This window comes from Paraburkholderia xenovorans LB400 (genome assembly GCF_000013645.1).
GTDB lineage: Bacteria > Pseudomonadota > Gammaproteobacteria > Burkholderiales > Burkholderiaceae > Paraburkholderia > Paraburkholderia xenovorans.
This window is the reverse complement of sequence record NC_007953.1, coordinates 49,279-63,295: the sequence shown is the minus strand read 5'-3', so window position 1 is coordinate 63,295 and position 14,017 is coordinate 49,279. Positions and strand designations below refer to the sequence as shown.

At 66.0% G+C, this 14,017-nt stretch carries 14 protein-coding genes; 13 read left to right on the top strand and 1 reads right to left on the bottom strand.

Annotation, left to right across the window (positions count from 1 at the left end):
• Positions 1-120: 120 nt before the first annotated feature.
• Positions 121-1,518, bottom strand: a complete 1,398-nt coding sequence (locus BXE_RS37030; RefSeq protein WP_011493242.1) for a PLP-dependent aminotransferase family protein — start codon at positions 1,516-1,518, stop codon at positions 121-123.
• A 595-nt stretch (positions 1,519-2,113) separates the two neighbouring features.
• Between BXE_RS37030 and BXE_RS37020 the strand changes: the two genes are divergently transcribed.
• From BXE_RS37020 to BXE_RS36960, 13 genes are read left to right on the top strand one after another with little or no spacing between them, the layout of a single operon-like run.
• On the top strand, positions 2,114-3,910 hold the full coding sequence (locus BXE_RS37020) for a PHA/PHB synthase family protein (RefSeq protein ID WP_011493240.1): 1,797 nt from the start codon (positions 2,114-2,116) through the stop codon (positions 3,908-3,910).
• A 9-nt stretch (positions 3,911-3,919) separates the two neighbouring features.
• Positions 3,920-5,326 (top strand): bifunctional enoyl-CoA hydratase/phosphate acetyltransferase, encoded by a 1,407-nt coding sequence (locus tag BXE_RS37015; protein ID WP_011493239.1) that lies wholly within the window; start codon positions 3,920-3,922, stop codon positions 5,324-5,326.
• On the top strand, positions 5,323-6,516 hold the full coding sequence (locus BXE_RS37010; protein ID WP_011493238.1) for an acetate/propionate family kinase: 1,194 nt from the start codon (positions 5,323-5,325) through the stop codon (positions 6,514-6,516). Before BXE_RS37015 ends, BXE_RS37010 begins: the two co-directional genes overlap by 4 nt.
• Before the next feature lie 8 nt (positions 6,517-6,524).
• Positions 6,525-7,286: an enoyl-ACP reductase FabI gene (fabI, locus tag BXE_RS37005; protein ID WP_193352982.1), complete on the top strand. Its 762-nt coding sequence runs from the start codon at positions 6,525-6,527 to the stop codon at positions 7,284-7,286.
• Positions 7,287-7,289: 3 nt separating this feature from the next.
• On the top strand, positions 7,290-8,771 hold the full coding sequence (atpD, locus tag BXE_RS37000) for a F0F1 ATP synthase subunit beta (protein ID WP_011493236.1): 1,482 nt from the start codon (positions 7,290-7,292) through the stop codon (positions 8,769-8,771).
• Entirely contained in the window at positions 8,768-9,187 is a 420-nt protein-coding gene (locus BXE_RS36995) for a F0F1 ATP synthase subunit epsilon (RefSeq protein WP_011493235.1), read from the top strand. Before atpD ends, BXE_RS36995 begins: the two co-directional genes overlap by 4 nt.
• Positions 9,184-9,495: an AtpZ/AtpI family protein gene (locus tag BXE_RS36990; protein WP_011493234.1), complete on the top strand. Its 312-nt coding sequence runs from the start codon at positions 9,184-9,186 to the stop codon at positions 9,493-9,495. The genes BXE_RS36995 and BXE_RS36990 overlap by 4 nt, the downstream gene beginning before the upstream one ends.
• The gene (locus tag BXE_RS36985; protein WP_040123593.1) at positions 9,488-9,772 is read left to right on the top strand and encodes an ATP synthase subunit I; all 285 of its coding nucleotides are present in this window, start codon (positions 9,488-9,490) and stop codon (positions 9,770-9,772) included. The genes BXE_RS36990 and BXE_RS36985 overlap by 8 nt, the downstream gene beginning before the upstream one ends.
• Positions 9,769-10,467, top strand: a complete 699-nt coding sequence (locus tag BXE_RS36980) for a F0F1 ATP synthase subunit A (protein WP_011493233.1) — start codon at positions 9,769-9,771, stop codon at positions 10,465-10,467. The genes BXE_RS36985 and BXE_RS36980 overlap by 4 nt, the downstream gene beginning before the upstream one ends.
• A complete protein-coding gene (locus BXE_RS36975; RefSeq protein ID WP_011493232.1) occupies positions 10,464-10,712 on the top strand; it encodes a F0F1 ATP synthase subunit C in 249 nt (82 codons plus the stop codon). The genes BXE_RS36980 and BXE_RS36975 overlap by 4 nt, the downstream gene beginning before the upstream one ends.
• Positions 10,713-10,725: 13 nt before the next feature.
• A complete protein-coding gene (locus BXE_RS36970; RefSeq protein WP_011493231.1) occupies positions 10,726-11,472 on the top strand; it encodes an ATP synthase F0 subunit B in 747 nt (248 codons plus the stop codon).
• Positions 11,453-13,045 (top strand): F0F1 ATP synthase subunit alpha, encoded by a 1,593-nt coding sequence (locus BXE_RS36965; RefSeq protein WP_011493230.1) that lies wholly within the window; start codon positions 11,453-11,455, stop codon positions 13,043-13,045. Before BXE_RS36970 ends, BXE_RS36965 begins: the two co-directional genes overlap by 20 nt.
• Positions 13,042-13,965 carry a F0F1 ATP synthase subunit gamma gene (locus BXE_RS36960; RefSeq protein WP_081435620.1) on the top strand — a complete coding sequence of 308 codons (924 nt, stop codon included), beginning with the start codon at positions 13,042-13,044 and terminating at the stop codon, positions 13,963-13,965. Before BXE_RS36965 ends, BXE_RS36960 begins: the two co-directional genes overlap by 4 nt.
• Positions 13,966-14,017: the final 52 nt, after the last annotated feature.

Here is a 14,017-nt window from a genome sequence, read left to right as displayed (position 1 = left end):
ACCCGGGGGATACGTGAGAGGCGGCCGCATCGTTCTCAGTCCGGCCCAGTCTAATGTTCTAAAAAACGATTTCCATTGTCCTAGTTCATTTCAGACAGGTCACGCAAGAGCCGATCCACGTCACGCGAAATCGTGCACTTGCGGATATTGTTCGAATACGTCGAGCATCGTTTCCAGCGCGCTCTGATAGGTCTCTTCGCCAACCTCGGCGCCCACGCAAACGCGCACGGCATTCGGCCGGTCCGCGTCCCGCACCAGAAAAGGATCGGGCGATGTCACCGCGATATCGCGATTGCGCAGTTCCTTCACCAGACGGTCCGTGCGCCAGTGATCGGGCACCCGCAGCCACGCGGACAACGCCTGCGGATGCGCGCCGAGCACATACTTGCCAAGCGTTTTCTGCAATTGCACCTGACGCCGCCCCAGCCGTTCGCGCTGTATTTCCACGAGCCGCGCGGCGGTTCCATCGGCAATCCAGCGCGTGGCGACTTCGGCCATCGGCGAAGTCGCCATCCAGCTGCTCACCCGCAGCACGCTTTCGGCGCGTAGCGCAAGCCGCCGCGGCGTGGCGAGATAGCCGATCCGCAACCCGGTCATGACCGACTTGGTCAGACTCGTGCAATAGAACGACAGATCCGGAATCAGGCTGGAAATCGGCGTCGCGGCTTTGGCCGGCAAGGGGCCGTAGACGTCGTCCTCGATCACGTACACGCCGTAGCGCTCGGCGATTCTCGCAATCGCGCGGCGCCGCGAGTCGGGCATCAGCGCGACCGTCGGATTGTTCAGCGTCGGCGTGCACACGAGCGCCGTGATGCGCTCGCTATCGCACATCTCCTCGAAGTGTTCGGGATGAATGCCGTATTCGTCGATTTCAAGGCCCTTCAGCGTAAAACCCAGGACGTTGGCCGAGCCGATCACGCCGTGATCGGTCAGGCCTTCGCACAACACCGTGTCGCCCGGCCCCACTGTCGAGGCCAGCGCCAGAAAAATGCCGTGCGCGGCGCCATTCGTGACGAGCAGCGTATCCGCGGAAGCCGGCATCCCCAATGACGCGAGCCACGCGATACCGGCCTGACGGTGGTGCTCGAAGCCCGCGATGGGCCGGAACGCGCGAATCCACGGCTGGTCGTCGATCGTGGAAAGCGTCGCGCACACTTTGCGCCACATCGCGTCGTGCTCCGCCGTATGAATGATCCGGGCAATCGAAAAGTCGACCACCGAGCGCTCGGCGGTGTCGAGCATATAGCTCGACATGGTTTCGGTGACGCGCGCCGTCACGAAGCTGCCGCGTCCCACCTCGCAGCGGATCAGCCCTTGCCGCTCCAGTTCCTTGTAGGCGTTGGTGACCGTCTGCACGCTGATCGCCAGTTCCGCGGCGACGTCGCGCTGCGGCGGCAGGCGCGCGCCGGCCGGCAACGACGCGTTTTCAATGTCGCCTGCGATCGCCTTGACCAGCCGCTTGTATTTCGATTCCACGCCGTGTACCGCGCGCAAGGTTTCCCGCCACTGCTCGATCACCGCTGCCCTCCGCTAGTTATGGGGTCCGCTTATGGGTCCGCATTTGTCTGCGCCACCCCAATATTGCGGCCAAACAGCGGGTGGAAATTATTGTCCTAGAGCATTCGCGGACAAAAATTCCCCGTATGTCTGCATTTCGAGCGACGCGCAGCGGCGGCCGCGCGATACGGACTGCCTCATTGCGCAGGACATTCCCCTTGTTGCCGGTCCGTTCCATCCGGAAGAAATGGCACCGTTCACGACGAACCACCGCCAGTACGGCGCAGCCGGGGATCTCAATGGGGTTCATTCGCCTGGGTTCATTCGCCTGCGCGTCGTGGGACAACACGCCGTGAAGCAGCGGTTCTTTCAGTACAGGAGAGCCGATGGCCGGCGCGTTGATGCAGATCAATTGCTATCGAACCGCGTCCGCTAGAGTTTTCTCATTAGCCAGTTAGTGAGTAATCGACAAGCGCTGTAACTCTTCGGCTTGTCGCTGTTGTCGCTGAAAGCCTTCAGCAAGAATGCCAGTTCGTCCTGGTCATGCAGAGCCACGAAGACTTTCGCGTTGAATAGCCCACCCCATCGCACGCCTGGAACGACTTGAAGGATCCTCATGGACGCTCGCTACAAGACTGTTTCCACCGGCCAGCCCGCGCTTGCACAGCAACCGGCCGACCGTGCTCCGAGCAACCCCTTTCGCTCGCTCGACTACAGGAAGGAGGCCACGATTGCGCGCTTCACGGGTGGCCTGTCCCCCGCCGCGCTATCGCTGGCCGTTGCCGACTGGCTGATTCACCTGGCTTCGGCGCCGGGAAAACGGCTGGAGCTGACCTCGCTGGCCGCTGCGAACACGCGCCAGATCGCGGATTACGTCTTTCGCGGCGTGAGCGCTCACGCGGAAAGCGCGCCGCTCGCGCAGCCGGCACCCGGCGACCAGCGTTTTCGCGCCGCCGTCTGGCAGACCGAGCCTTATCGATTCTGGCAGCAGACGTTCCTGCTCACCGAACAATGGTGGAAAGCCGCGACGAGCGACATACCGGGCGCGACGAAACACCACGAAAACGTCGTGGGTTTCGGCGCGCGCCAGTTGCTCGACATGTTTTCGCCGACCAATTTTCCGTTCACCAATCCCGAGGTCATACAACGAACCCAGGCGGCGCTCGGCGGCAATCTTATCGAGGGCGCGCGCAACCTGCTCGAGGACGTGCAGCGCCAGGCGAGCGGCCAGCCTCCCGCCGGGGTCGATCAGTTCAAGGTCGGCGCCGCCCTCGCGGTGACGCCCGGCAAGGTAGTGTTTCAGAACCATCTGATCGAACTCATCCAGTACATCCCCACCACCGACAAGGTCGTGGCCGAACCGATCCTGATCGTGCCGGCATGGATCATGAAGTACTACATCCTGGATCTCTCGCCGCACAATTCACTGATTCGCTTCCTGGTCGGCCAGGGCTACACGGTGTTCTGCATTTCATGGCGCAACGTCGGCGCCGAAGACCGCGATCTGAGTCTGGAGGACTACCGGACCCTCGGCGTCATGGCCGCACTCGATACCATCGCCGCGATCGTGCCGGATCAACGTGTTCACGCGACCGGCTATTGCCTTGGCGGCACGCTGCTGTCGATCGCCGCGGCGGCGATGGCCGGCGTCGGCGACGAGCGGCTGGCATCGGTGTCGCTGCTCGCGGCCCAGACGGATTTCACCGAGCCCGGCGAGCTGCAGCTCTTCATCGACGACAGTGAGGTCTACTTCATCGAAAGCATGATGTGGTCGAAGGGCTATCTCGAGGCCAGCCAGATGTCGGGCGCGTTCCAGATGCTGGAGTCGAACGATCTGATCTGGTCGCACATGATCCACGACTACATGCTCGGCGATCGCGCGCCCATGTTCGACCTGATGGCCTGGAACGCCGATTCGACCCGCATGCCATACCGGATGCACTCGGAGTATTTGCGCCAGCTCTTCCTCGACAACGATCTCGCCTCCAGCCGCTACCGGGTCGACGGACGGCCCATTTCGTTGCGCAACCTCCGCGCGCCGATGTTCGTGGTCGGCACCGATCGCGATCACATTGCGCCCTGGCGCTCGGTCTACAAGATCCACTATCTGTCCAGCACGGAAATCACGTTCGTGCTGACGAGCGGCGGCCACAACGCGGGCATCGTCAGCGAGCCGGGGCATGCGAACCGGCAGTTCAGGATGGAATACGCCGCGCCCGCGGATCTGCGCGTCGGTCCCGACGAATGGCTCGCCGCCGCCGAGCCGCGCGACGGTTCGTGGTGGCCCGCCTGGACCGCGTGGCTCGCCGAGCGCTCCACCGCGGACCTGGTCGCGCCGCCCCACCTCGGGCTGGCGGGTCAGCCACGCGCGAGCCTCGTCGACGCGCCCGGCACCTATGTGCTTCAGTATTGAGAGCGACCCATGGACGACAACCTCCTTCACAACCGCACCTTCGACGAACTCGTGCTCGGCGAGTCGGCTTCGCTCGTGCGCACCGCCGGGCTCGACGATATCCAGCTGTTCGCCGCGATGTCCGGCGACGTCAATCCCGCTCACGTCGATGCCGCGTTCGCGTCGCACGACATGTTCGGCCACGTCGTCGTGCAGGGCATGTGGACCGCGGGACTGGTCTCCGCGCTGCTGGGCACGCGATTGCCGGGACCGGGCACGATCTATCTCGACCAGGACCTGCAATTCCGGCATCCGGTCGTACCGGGCGATGTGGTGACCGCGACTGTCACCGTCAAGGAAAAACGCGCGGACAAGCGGATCGTGATACTCGATACGCGTTGCACCAACCAGCGGGACGAAGTGGTATTGACCGGCGTCGCGACGGTGCTCGCGCCGGCAGAAGCCATCGTCTGGCCGCGCATGGCAAGCCCGGATGTGTCGGTGCGCCGGCACGATCGCTACGACGCGTTTATTCGCGAGGCGCAGACGTTGCCCGCGTTGCGCACGGCAATCGTGCACCCCTGCTCCGCGGAAGCGATCAAGGCTGCGATCGAGGCTCGCAACAAGGGAATGATCGATCCCGTTCTGATCGGACCGGAAGCGAAGCTCCGGGCCGCGGCCGAACTCGCGGAGGTGAGTCTCGAAGGGGTGGCGATCGTCGCGGTCGAACATAGCCACGCGGCCGCCGCGCGCGCCGTCGAAATGGGTGCGGCGGGCAAGGTCGGCGCGCTGATGAAAGGCAGCCTGGAGACGGAAGAATTGCTCTCGGCCGTCGTGAGCGCGGCGTCGGGTCTGCGCACCGGCCGGCGCATCAGTCACGTCTACGCGATGGATGTGCCCGCCTATTCCAAACCTTTGTTCATCACCGATGCCGCCGTCAACGTCGCGCCCTCGCTCGAACAGAAACGCGATATCTGCCAGAACACGATCGACCTGCTGCATCTGCTCGGCATCGAGCAGCCGCGAGTGGCGGTGCTCGCCGCGGTGGAAAACGTCAATCCGCGCATGCCGACCACGCTCGACGCGGCCGCGCTCACCGTGATGGCGGCACGCGGCCAGATCCGCGGCGCGCTGGTGGACGGCCCGCTCGCCTTCGATAACGCCATCAGTCTCGCGGCGGCCAGAACGAAGGGCATCGTCTCGCCGGTCGCGGGCCAGGCGGACATCCTGCTGGCACCGGACCTCGAAGCGGGCAACATGCTCGCGAAACAACTGATGTACTTCGGCGGCGCCGACGCCGCTGGCCTCGTGCTGGGCGCCCGGCTGCCGATCATCGTGACCAGCCGGGCGGATAGCCTGCGCGTCAGGCTGGCCTCGGTCGCGCTGGCGAGAATCGTCGCGAGGCGCACCCTTCACGACATGGCGCTGACATCATGAACGACCCGCTCCTGCTGACCTTCAATCCCGGTTCGTCGACCGTCAAGATCGGTCTGTTCAGCGTCTCAGCCGAGCGCGCGACACGTATCGGCCAGGGCTCGATCGACTTCCGGCACGCCCCGCTATCGCTGCATCTCGTCGATGGCGGCGGGACTCGCGAGATTGCGCTCAAGGCGGTCGTCACCGAACACCTGCATGAGGTGCTGGACGAAACGCTGAACTGGTTCGCGACGCATTTTTCGCTTACCGATCTGGTCTCGGTCGGGCATCGCGTGGTGCATGGCGGCGACCGGTTCGCCGGACCCGCCGAGATCACCGATGCCACGCTCGCGAGCATCGTCGAGCTTGTACCGCTGGCGCCGCTGCATCAACCGCAGAGCGTGCGGCTGATCCGCGCCATCCGCCACCTGCGGCCCAATCTCGCGCAGTCGGCATCGTTCGACACGGCCTTTCATCGCACGCAAACGGAGCTTGTGCGCCGCTTCGCGCTGCCGCGCCATTTCTTCGACAGCGGTGTCAAGCGATACGGCTTTCACGGCCTCTCATACCGGTTCATTGCCGGCGCGCTCACGCGCCGGTTCCCGCTGCTTGCGCACAGCAAGGTGATTGCCGCGCACCTGGGCAGCGGCGCCAGCCTGTGCGCGATGAGCGCGGGCGCAAGCCGCGATACCAGCATGGGCTTTTCGACCCTCGACGGCATTCCGATGGCCACGCGCTGTGGCGCGCTCGACGCGGGCGTGGTCCTGCACCTGCTCGGGCAGCCGGGCATGACGCCGGACGCGCTCGAAAAAATCCTCTACGAACAGTCCGGCTTGCTCGGCGTTTCGGGAATCAGCGCGGACAGCCGCGAGCTTGCGGCAAGCACGCAGCCGCAGGCACAAGAGGCGCTCGACCTCTTTGTCTTGCGGATCGCGGGCGAAGCCGCGCGGCTCGCCACCACGCTCGGCGGGCTGGACTGCCTCGTATTCACCGCCGGCATCGGCGAACACCAGCCGCCGATCCGGGCAGCGGTATGCAAGGCACTCGCGTGGCTCGGCGTGGAGCTCGATGACGCAGCGAACGCGCGCAATGCGGCTGTCATCAGCTCGTCGGCCAGCCGCGTCGCCGTACTGGTTATCGCGACCGACGAGGAGCAGGTCATCGCGGATGAGACCGTCTCGATTCTTCACAGCCAGGGAGCAACGGCATGAACGGCATCATCGATTTATCCGGCAAGCGCGGACTGGTCGTCGGCATCGCCAACGAGCACAGCATCGCCGCCGGTTGCGCGCGCATGTTCCGCGCCATCGGCGCCGAGATCGCCGTCACCTATCTGAACGACAAAGCCGAGCCTTATGTGCGCGCCGTCGCCGAAACGCTGCCGGCGAGCCTCGTGATGCCCTGCGACGTGACCGTGCCGGGCCAGCTCGAAGCCGTCTTCGCGCGCATCAGCCGGGAGTGGGGCAAGCTCGACTTCGTGCTCCACTCGATCGCCTTCGCACCCGCCGTCGATTTGCACGCGAGCCTCGTCGATTGTTCCGCCGAGGGTTTCGCGCTCGCGATGGACGTGTCGTGCCATTCGTTCATCCGCATGACGAGACTCGCGTTGCCGCTGATGGCCGAAGGCGGCAGCCTGATGACCGTGAGTTTCTACGGTGCCGAGCGGGCGGTCGACCACTACAATCTGATGGGTCCGGTCAAGGCGGCGCTCGAATCGAGCGTGCGTTATCTGGCGGTGGATCTCGCGCCTCGCCGGGTTCATGTTCACGCCATTTCCGCCGGTGCCGTCAAAACCCGCGCGGCGTCCGGGCTCGATCATTTCGATGTGCTCCTCGACGAAGTCCGCGCGCGCACGCCGGCCAGACACCTTGTCACGATCGACGAAATCGGCCGCATCGCGGCTGTGCTCGCCAGCGACGCCGGCATGACGCTGACCGGCTCGACCCTGTACGCCGACGCCGGCTTTCACGTGGTGGCCTGAAGCATGGACACCGCGCAACCCGCCATGACCGCGCCACCAGCACAAGCCGCTGCGGATGAACCCGTGGGCCGCGTGACGGCCGTGCGCGGCGCGGTTATCGATGTCGCCTTCGACACGGGCGCGCTGCCCATGATCGAGGACGCGCTCGTCATCACGACCGACGACGGCCAGCCGATCATCGCCGAAGTGCAGGCGCACCTGGATGAAGGCACGGTGCGGGCGCTCGCGTTGCGCTCGACCAACGGGCTTCGGCGCGGCGCGCCCGTGCGGGCCGCGGGCGGACCCATCGAAGTGCCGGTGGGCGAAGCGATGCTGGGCCGTCTGATCGACGTGTCCGGCGTGCCGGGCGACAACGGCACGCCGCTGCCGCCCGGCACGCCGCGCCGCCCGATTCACCGCAAGCCTCCGCCGCTCGCGTCGCAAGGCGCGGAGACCCGGATTTTCGCCACCGGCATCAAGGTGATCGACCTGCTCACGCCGCTTGCGCAGGGCGGCAAGGCGGCGATGTTCGGCGGGGCCGGCGTCGGCAAGACGGTGCTGGTGATGGAGTTGATTCATGCGATGGTCGAGCGTTACCAGGGCATTTCGGTGTTCGCCGGGGTCGGCGAGCGTTGCCGCGAAGGCCACGAGATGCTCACCGACATGCGCCACTCCGGCGTGCTGCCCCGCACGGTGCTGGTGTACGGCCAGATGAACGAGCCGCCCGGCGCGCGATGGCGGGTGCCGCTCACCGCGCTGACGGTCGCCGAATATTTCCGCGACGAACGCCATCAGAACGTCCTGCTGCTGATGGACAACGTGTTCCGCTTCGTTCAGGCCGGCGCGGAGGTGTCGGGCCTGCTCGGCCGGCTGCCGTCGCGGGTGGGCTATCAGCCGACGCTCGCCACCGAGGTGGCCGGGTTGCAGGAGCGCATCGTGTCGGTGGGCGACGTATCGGTGACGGCCATCGAGGCGGTCTACGTGCCAGCGGACGATTTCACCGATCCGGCCGTGACCGCGATCGCCGCGCACGTCGACAGCATGGTCGTGCTGTCCCGCTCGATGGCCGCCGAAGGAATGTATCCCGCGATCGACCCGATCGCGTCGTCGTCCGTGCTGCTCGATCCGCTCGTCGTCGGCGGCGAGCATGCGCGGATCGCCATCGAAGTCAGGCGCGCGGTCGAGCACTACCGTGAGTTGCAGGACGTGATTTCGCTATTGGGCGTTGAAGAACTGGGCGCGGACGACCGGCGCATCGTCGGCCGCGCGCGCCGCCTGCAGCGTTTCCTGACCCAGCCATTCGCGGTCACCGAAGCGTTTACCGGCGTGCCCGGCCGCTCGGTGCCGGTTGCCGATACGCTCGCGGGCTGCAAGGCCATTCTCGACGGCAACTGCGACGACTGGCAGGAAAGCTCGCTCTACATGGTCGGGACGCTGGACGAGGCGCGCGAGCGGGAGCAGGCGACGCGCAACGCGAAGCCCGTCAGCGAGCATGCAGAACCATGAGCCCGACGCTGCGCCTGACGATCTCCACGCCCGCGAGCCTGCTCGTCAATGCGCAAGCCATCGTCGCGCTGCGCGCGGAGGACGGGAGCGGCAGCTTCGGCATCCTGCCGGGACACGCGGACTTCCTGACCGTACTGACGCCGTGCGTGCTGCGCTGGCGCGGAACGGAAAATATCAGGCGTTTCTGCGCGGTGGAAGAAGGTGTCCTGAGAGTGTCGGAGGGCCATAGCGTCACCATTGCATGCCGCAGCGGGATGCTCGGCGATTCGCTCGCGGCGCTCGAAGCGCAGATCGAAACGGCGCGAGCACGCACGCTCGACACCGCCCGCAACGCACGCGTCGAACAGACCCGGCTGCATGCGCAAGCGGTCCGGCAGTTATTGCGCTATCTGCGCCCGAGCCGGGGTGACGCGTGAGCAGGTCCGACGAACCCGATGACAACGAGCGCCTCGCGCATGCAGCAAGACAGGCCCGTACACGCGAGCGGCGGGCTCGCGACGAACCCGAGCCATCGCTCGGCAACCGTCTGGGGCAGATCGGCATTCTCGGCTGGTCGATCGTCATTCCGACGCTGCTCGGCCTGGCCATTGGCCACTGGCTCGACCGGCACTTCGGCACAGGCGTGTTCTTTTCCGCGCCGCTGTTGATGATCGGCGCCGCGTTTGGCCTGTGGTCGGCGTGGAAATGGATGCACCGGCAAACAAGGAGCAAGCATCATGACTGAACACCTGACACTCATCGCGCAAATACCGACCGGGCTGATCACCGGCCTCGTGGCGGGCTTCGTCCATTTCTCGACGCTGCACCGCACCGTCCGGTTGCTGGCAAACGGCTCGGCGGCCAAGGCGTTGGCGATGCAGATCGCGCGCCTTGGCCTGCTGCTCGTGGTCCTTCTGGTACTGGCGAAGCTCGGCCCGTGGACACTGCTATGCGGCGCGCTCGGGGTAGGCATCGCGCGGTCCGTGGTACTGCGCCAGGTCCGTGTGGCGGCACCATCATGATCCACTCTCCGCTTCTCACCACGCCGCTGTTCCATGCTGGTCCGGTTCCGGTCACCGCGCCGGTCGTCACGACGTGGGCGATCATGGCCGTCCTCGTGAGCGGCGCCGCGCTCGCTACGCGCCGCCTGTCGCTTAGCCCGTCGAAGTTTCAGTCCGTGCTCGAACTGCTCGTCACCACGATCGACGCACAGATTCTCGACACCATGCAGGCAGAGCCGCACAGGTACCGGTCACTGATCGGCACCCTGTTCGTGTTTATCCTGATCAGCAACTGTTCGTCGCTGATTCCCGGTGTCGAGCCGCCGACTGCCCATCTGGAAACGGATGCCGCGCTCGCGCTCGTCGTCTTCTGCGCGACGGTCTTCTACGGCGTTCGCACGCGCGGCGTGCTCCGCTATCTGGCCACCTTCGCCGAACCCACCTGGATCATGATTCCGCTGAACGTGGTCGAGCAGATCACCCGCACCTTCTCGCTCACCGTGCGGCTGTTCGGCAACGTGATGAGCGGCGTGTTCGTGGTAGGCATCGTGCTGTCGCTCGCGGGGCTGCTGGTGCCGATTCCGCTGATGGCGCTCGATCTGCTCACCGGCGCCGTCCAGGCTTATATCTTCACGGTGCTCGCGATGGTCTTCATCGGAGCAGCGCTCGCCGATAGTCCGAACCCGAAAAAACCCACCGCAGAAGGAACATCATGACCAACCTCATCCAGGTGATCAGCATTCTGGCCGCCGCCATCGCCGTCTCGTTCGGCGCGATCGGTCCGGCGCTGGGCGAAGGCCGCGCCGTCGCCGCCGCGATGGATGCGCTCGCCCGCCAGCCCGAATCGGCCGGCACCATCTCGCGCACGCTCTTCGTCGGCCTTGCGATGATTGAAACCATGGCGATCTACTGCCTCGTGATCGCGCTGCTGGTGCTGTTCGCGAACCCGTTCGTCAAGTAAGGCCGGAGCGATCATGCATATCGACGGCTGGACGCTCGGACTGCAAACGGTCAACGTGCTCGTGCTCGTCTGGCTGCTGGCGCGTTATCTGTTCCGGCCGGTCGCAAAGATAATCGCCGCGCGCCAGCAGGCCGCCACCGCGCTCATGGCCGATGCCGCGAACGCCAGGGCGGCGGCGCTCGCCGAACGAAGCCAGGCGGCGGACCAGGCAGCGCAGATCGCGCAGCAACGTGGCGATCTGCTCGCAGCGGCATCGGCGGAAGCCGCCGCGTTGAAAACGTCGCTTGAAAGCGCCGCTCGCGCGGACGCGGACCGCCTGCGCCTCGCGGCCCAGGCCGACCTCGCAACCGCGCGGCAAGCGGCTGCCGCGGCCGACGCCAACCGGGCTTCGCGGCTCGCCATTGGCATCGCGGCAAAGCTGATCGACCGGCTGCCGCAGGAAACGCGTATCGCGGGCTTCATCGAGGGTCTTGCTGCCGAGCTCGCGAAGCTGCCCGCGGCGACGCGCGCGGAGTTGAGTCCTGACGCACCGGTCCATCTGCTCGCACCGCGCGCGCTGAAGGACGATGAGCTGGCCGCATGCCACGCAGCGCTGGCGCGCGTGCTGGGCCGCGACCTGCCGCTTCCCGTCACCGTCGAGCCCGCCCTGCTGGTGGGGCTCGAACTCGAAGCACCGCATGCGATCGTGCGCAACAGCTTCCGCGCCGACCTCGCCTATCTCCAGTCCGAACTGCTCGCCCATGACACAGACCACGCCTGATTCCCGCGAGGATGCCTGGCTCGAACGCAGCCGCGCAACGCTTGCAAAAGCACAGCCGGGCGCGCGCGCCGAAGCCGTCGGCCGGGTCGAGCACGTCGCCGACGGCATCGCACTCGTTTCCGGCCTCCCCGACGTGCGCCTGAACGAGTTGCTGCGCTTCGAGGGCGACCGGTTCGGCTTCGCGCTGACGCTCGACGCCGACACCATCGGCGCGGTATTGCTGGACGACGCCGACGCGATTACCGCCGGTTCGATCGTCACCGGCACCGGGCAGGTCGTCCAGGTGCCCGTCGGGCCGGGCCTGACCGGCCGCGTCGTCGATCCGCTCGGCCGCCCGCTCGACGGTCGCGGCGCTGTGCATGCGGACGCGCGGATGCCGATCGAAAGGCCCGCTCCGAGCATCATCGAGCGCGATCTGGTGGCCGAGCCGCTCGCCACCGGGATCCTGTTGATCGATGCGTTGTTCGCAATCGGGCGCGGGCAGCGCGAGCTGATTATCGGCGACCGGGCGACCGGCAAGACCGCGATCGCGATCGATGCGATCGTCAATCAGAAGAACAGCGACGTGATCTGCGTCTACGTGGCGATCGGCCAGCGCGCATCGGCGGTCGAACGCGTGATCGCAGCGGTGCGCGAGCACGGCGCGCCCGAACGCTGCGTCTTCGTGTTCGCTTCGTCGGCCGCCTCCGCGGGGCTCCAGTGGATCGCCCCCTTCAGCGCGATGACGATTGCCGAGTACTTCCGCGACCGTGGCCAGCACGCGCTCGTCGTGATCGACGATCTGACGAGGCATGCGGCCACTCATCGCGAACTGGCGTTGCTCACCCGCGAGCCGCCGGGACGCGAGGCTTATCCCGGCGATATCTTCTATCTGCATGCGCGCCTTCTTGAACGCGCGGCGAAGCTCTCGCCGGAGCGCGGCGGCGGTTCGTTGACGGCGTTGCCGATCGCGGAAACCGATGCGGGCAACCTGTCCGCGTATATCCCGACCAACCTGATTTCGATTACCGATGGGCAGATCGTGCTGGATACCGGCCTGTTCGCCGCCAACCAGCGGCCCGCAATCGATGTTGGCTTGAGCGTGAGCCGCGTCGGCGGCAAGGCGCAGATGCCGGCGTTGCGAAACGTGTCGGGGCGCTTGCGTCTGGACTATTCTCAGTTTCTGGAACTGGAGATGTTCTCGCGCTTCGGTGGCCTGACCGAGGCCCGTGTGAAGGCGCAGGTCGTGCGCGGCGAACGTATCCGCGCGCTGATTACCCAACCGCGCTTCACGCCGCTGCGTCCCGTCGACGAGGTCGCGCTTCTTGGCGCGCTGGCCGAAGGCGTATTCGACGCGCTCCCGGTCGACCTCCTCCCGGCGATACGAACGCGCGTTGCAGCGCATCTCGATGCGCATGGTGGAAATGCCGGCGCCGTGCTCGAAGACACCGGCACCCTCGACGCTACGGCGCAAGCACTGCTCGTGGCGGCCGTCCGGACCCTCGCCCAGGATTGCGCGACGGCCAGCGCAACGGCTCCGCCGGACCCACCGGCGGCATCGGCAGCCGAGTTGCCCCAGCCGGACTCGCCATGAGCAATAAACTCAGCGAAGTTCAGGGCCGGATTTCGAGTGTCCATGAACTCGAATCGGTAGTGAGCGCAATGCGCGGCATCGCTGCTGCCCGTTCGCGCGAAGCGCAAAGCCGCATCGAAGCCATTCGCGCGTGCGCCCGCACGGTCGGCAACGCCATCGGCGACGCGCTGATGTTCGAACAGCATGACGAACCGCAAGCGCCGCCAGGACATGCCGCCGGTAACGAGGTCGTCATTGTTCTGTGCGCTGAGCAGGGTTTCGTCGGCACCTTCAACGAACACGTTATCGAAGCCACGGCGCGCCGCGTTGCATCGCGTTCGACCGAATTCTTCCTGATCGGTGCGCGCGGCATCGCAGTCGCCGCCGAACATGGTCTGACGATCGGCTGGTCCGCGCCGATGGTCGCACACGCCGATGAAGTGCCCGCGCTGGCCGACCGCATCACTGCGGCGCTGTACGAGCGGTTGAACGCGGGACAGGCGACGCGCGTGACACTGCTGCATGCGGTACCGAATCCGTCGGTGACGATCGAGGTGGTCAAAACCGCTTTGTGGCCATTCGATTTCACCCGCTTCAAACAGGCGCTTCGGGCCAATCCGCCGCTCATCACACTGACGCCGGAAATACTGCTGGCAAAGCTCGCCGAAGAGTACATCTTCGCGCAGCTTTGCGAGGCGATCATGCTGTCGTTCGCCGCGGAGAACGAGGCCCGCATGCGCGCGATGGTCGCCGCACGTACCAACGTTCACGACACCCTCGACGAATTGATCGGAGAGTCCCGCCGCCTGCGACAGGACGAAATCACGTCGGAGATCGTCGAATTGTCGTCGGTCACGCTGGCCGCCGCGACGCCTCGGCGAAGGCGGCACGGAGAACGCAAGAGGGGTAAGCCCGAACCGGGCGACTCCGGGTTGTCGTGATGTTTATCCAACCGGTTGTCGGCGGGACCGCTCAGTGAGAAGAGCGCCTGCC

What these genes read in the sequence shown, in the direction of transcription:
- BXE_RS36980 (WP_011493233.1), top strand. Translation starts at nt 9,769, where the DNA reads ATGATCCACTCTCCGCTTCTCACCACGCCGCTGTTCCATGCTGGTCCG.
- BXE_RS37010 (WP_011493238.1), top strand. Translation starts at nt 5,323, where the DNA reads ATGAACGACCCGCTCCTGCTGACCTTCAATCCCGGTTCGTCGACCGTC.
- atpD (WP_011493236.1), top strand. Translation starts at nt 7,290, where the DNA reads ATGGACACCGCGCAACCCGCCATGACCGCGCCACCAGCACAAGCCGCT.
- BXE_RS37015 (WP_011493239.1), top strand. Translation starts at nt 3,920, where the DNA reads ATGGACGACAACCTCCTTCACAACCGCACCTTCGACGAACTCGTGCTC.
- BXE_RS36960 (WP_081435620.1), top strand. Translation starts at nt 13,042, where the DNA reads ATGAGCAATAAACTCAGCGAAGTTCAGGGCCGGATTTCGAGTGTCCAT.
- BXE_RS36970 (WP_011493231.1), top strand. Translation starts at nt 10,726, where the DNA reads ATGCATATCGACGGCTGGACGCTCGGACTGCAAACGGTCAACGTGCTC.
- BXE_RS36995 (WP_011493235.1), top strand. Translation starts at nt 8,768, where the DNA reads ATGAGCCCGACGCTGCGCCTGACGATCTCCACGCCCGCGAGCCTGCTC.
- BXE_RS37020 (WP_011493240.1), top strand. Translation starts at nt 2,114, where the DNA reads ATGGACGCTCGCTACAAGACTGTTTCCACCGGCCAGCCCGCGCTTGCA.
- BXE_RS36975 (WP_011493232.1), top strand. Translation starts at nt 10,464, where the DNA reads ATGACCAACCTCATCCAGGTGATCAGCATTCTGGCCGCCGCCATCGCC.
- BXE_RS36965 (WP_011493230.1), top strand. Translation starts at nt 11,453, where the DNA reads ATGACACAGACCACGCCTGATTCCCGCGAGGATGCCTGGCTCGAACGC.
- BXE_RS36985 (WP_040123593.1), top strand. Translation starts at nt 9,488, where the DNA reads ATGACTGAACACCTGACACTCATCGCGCAAATACCGACCGGGCTGATC.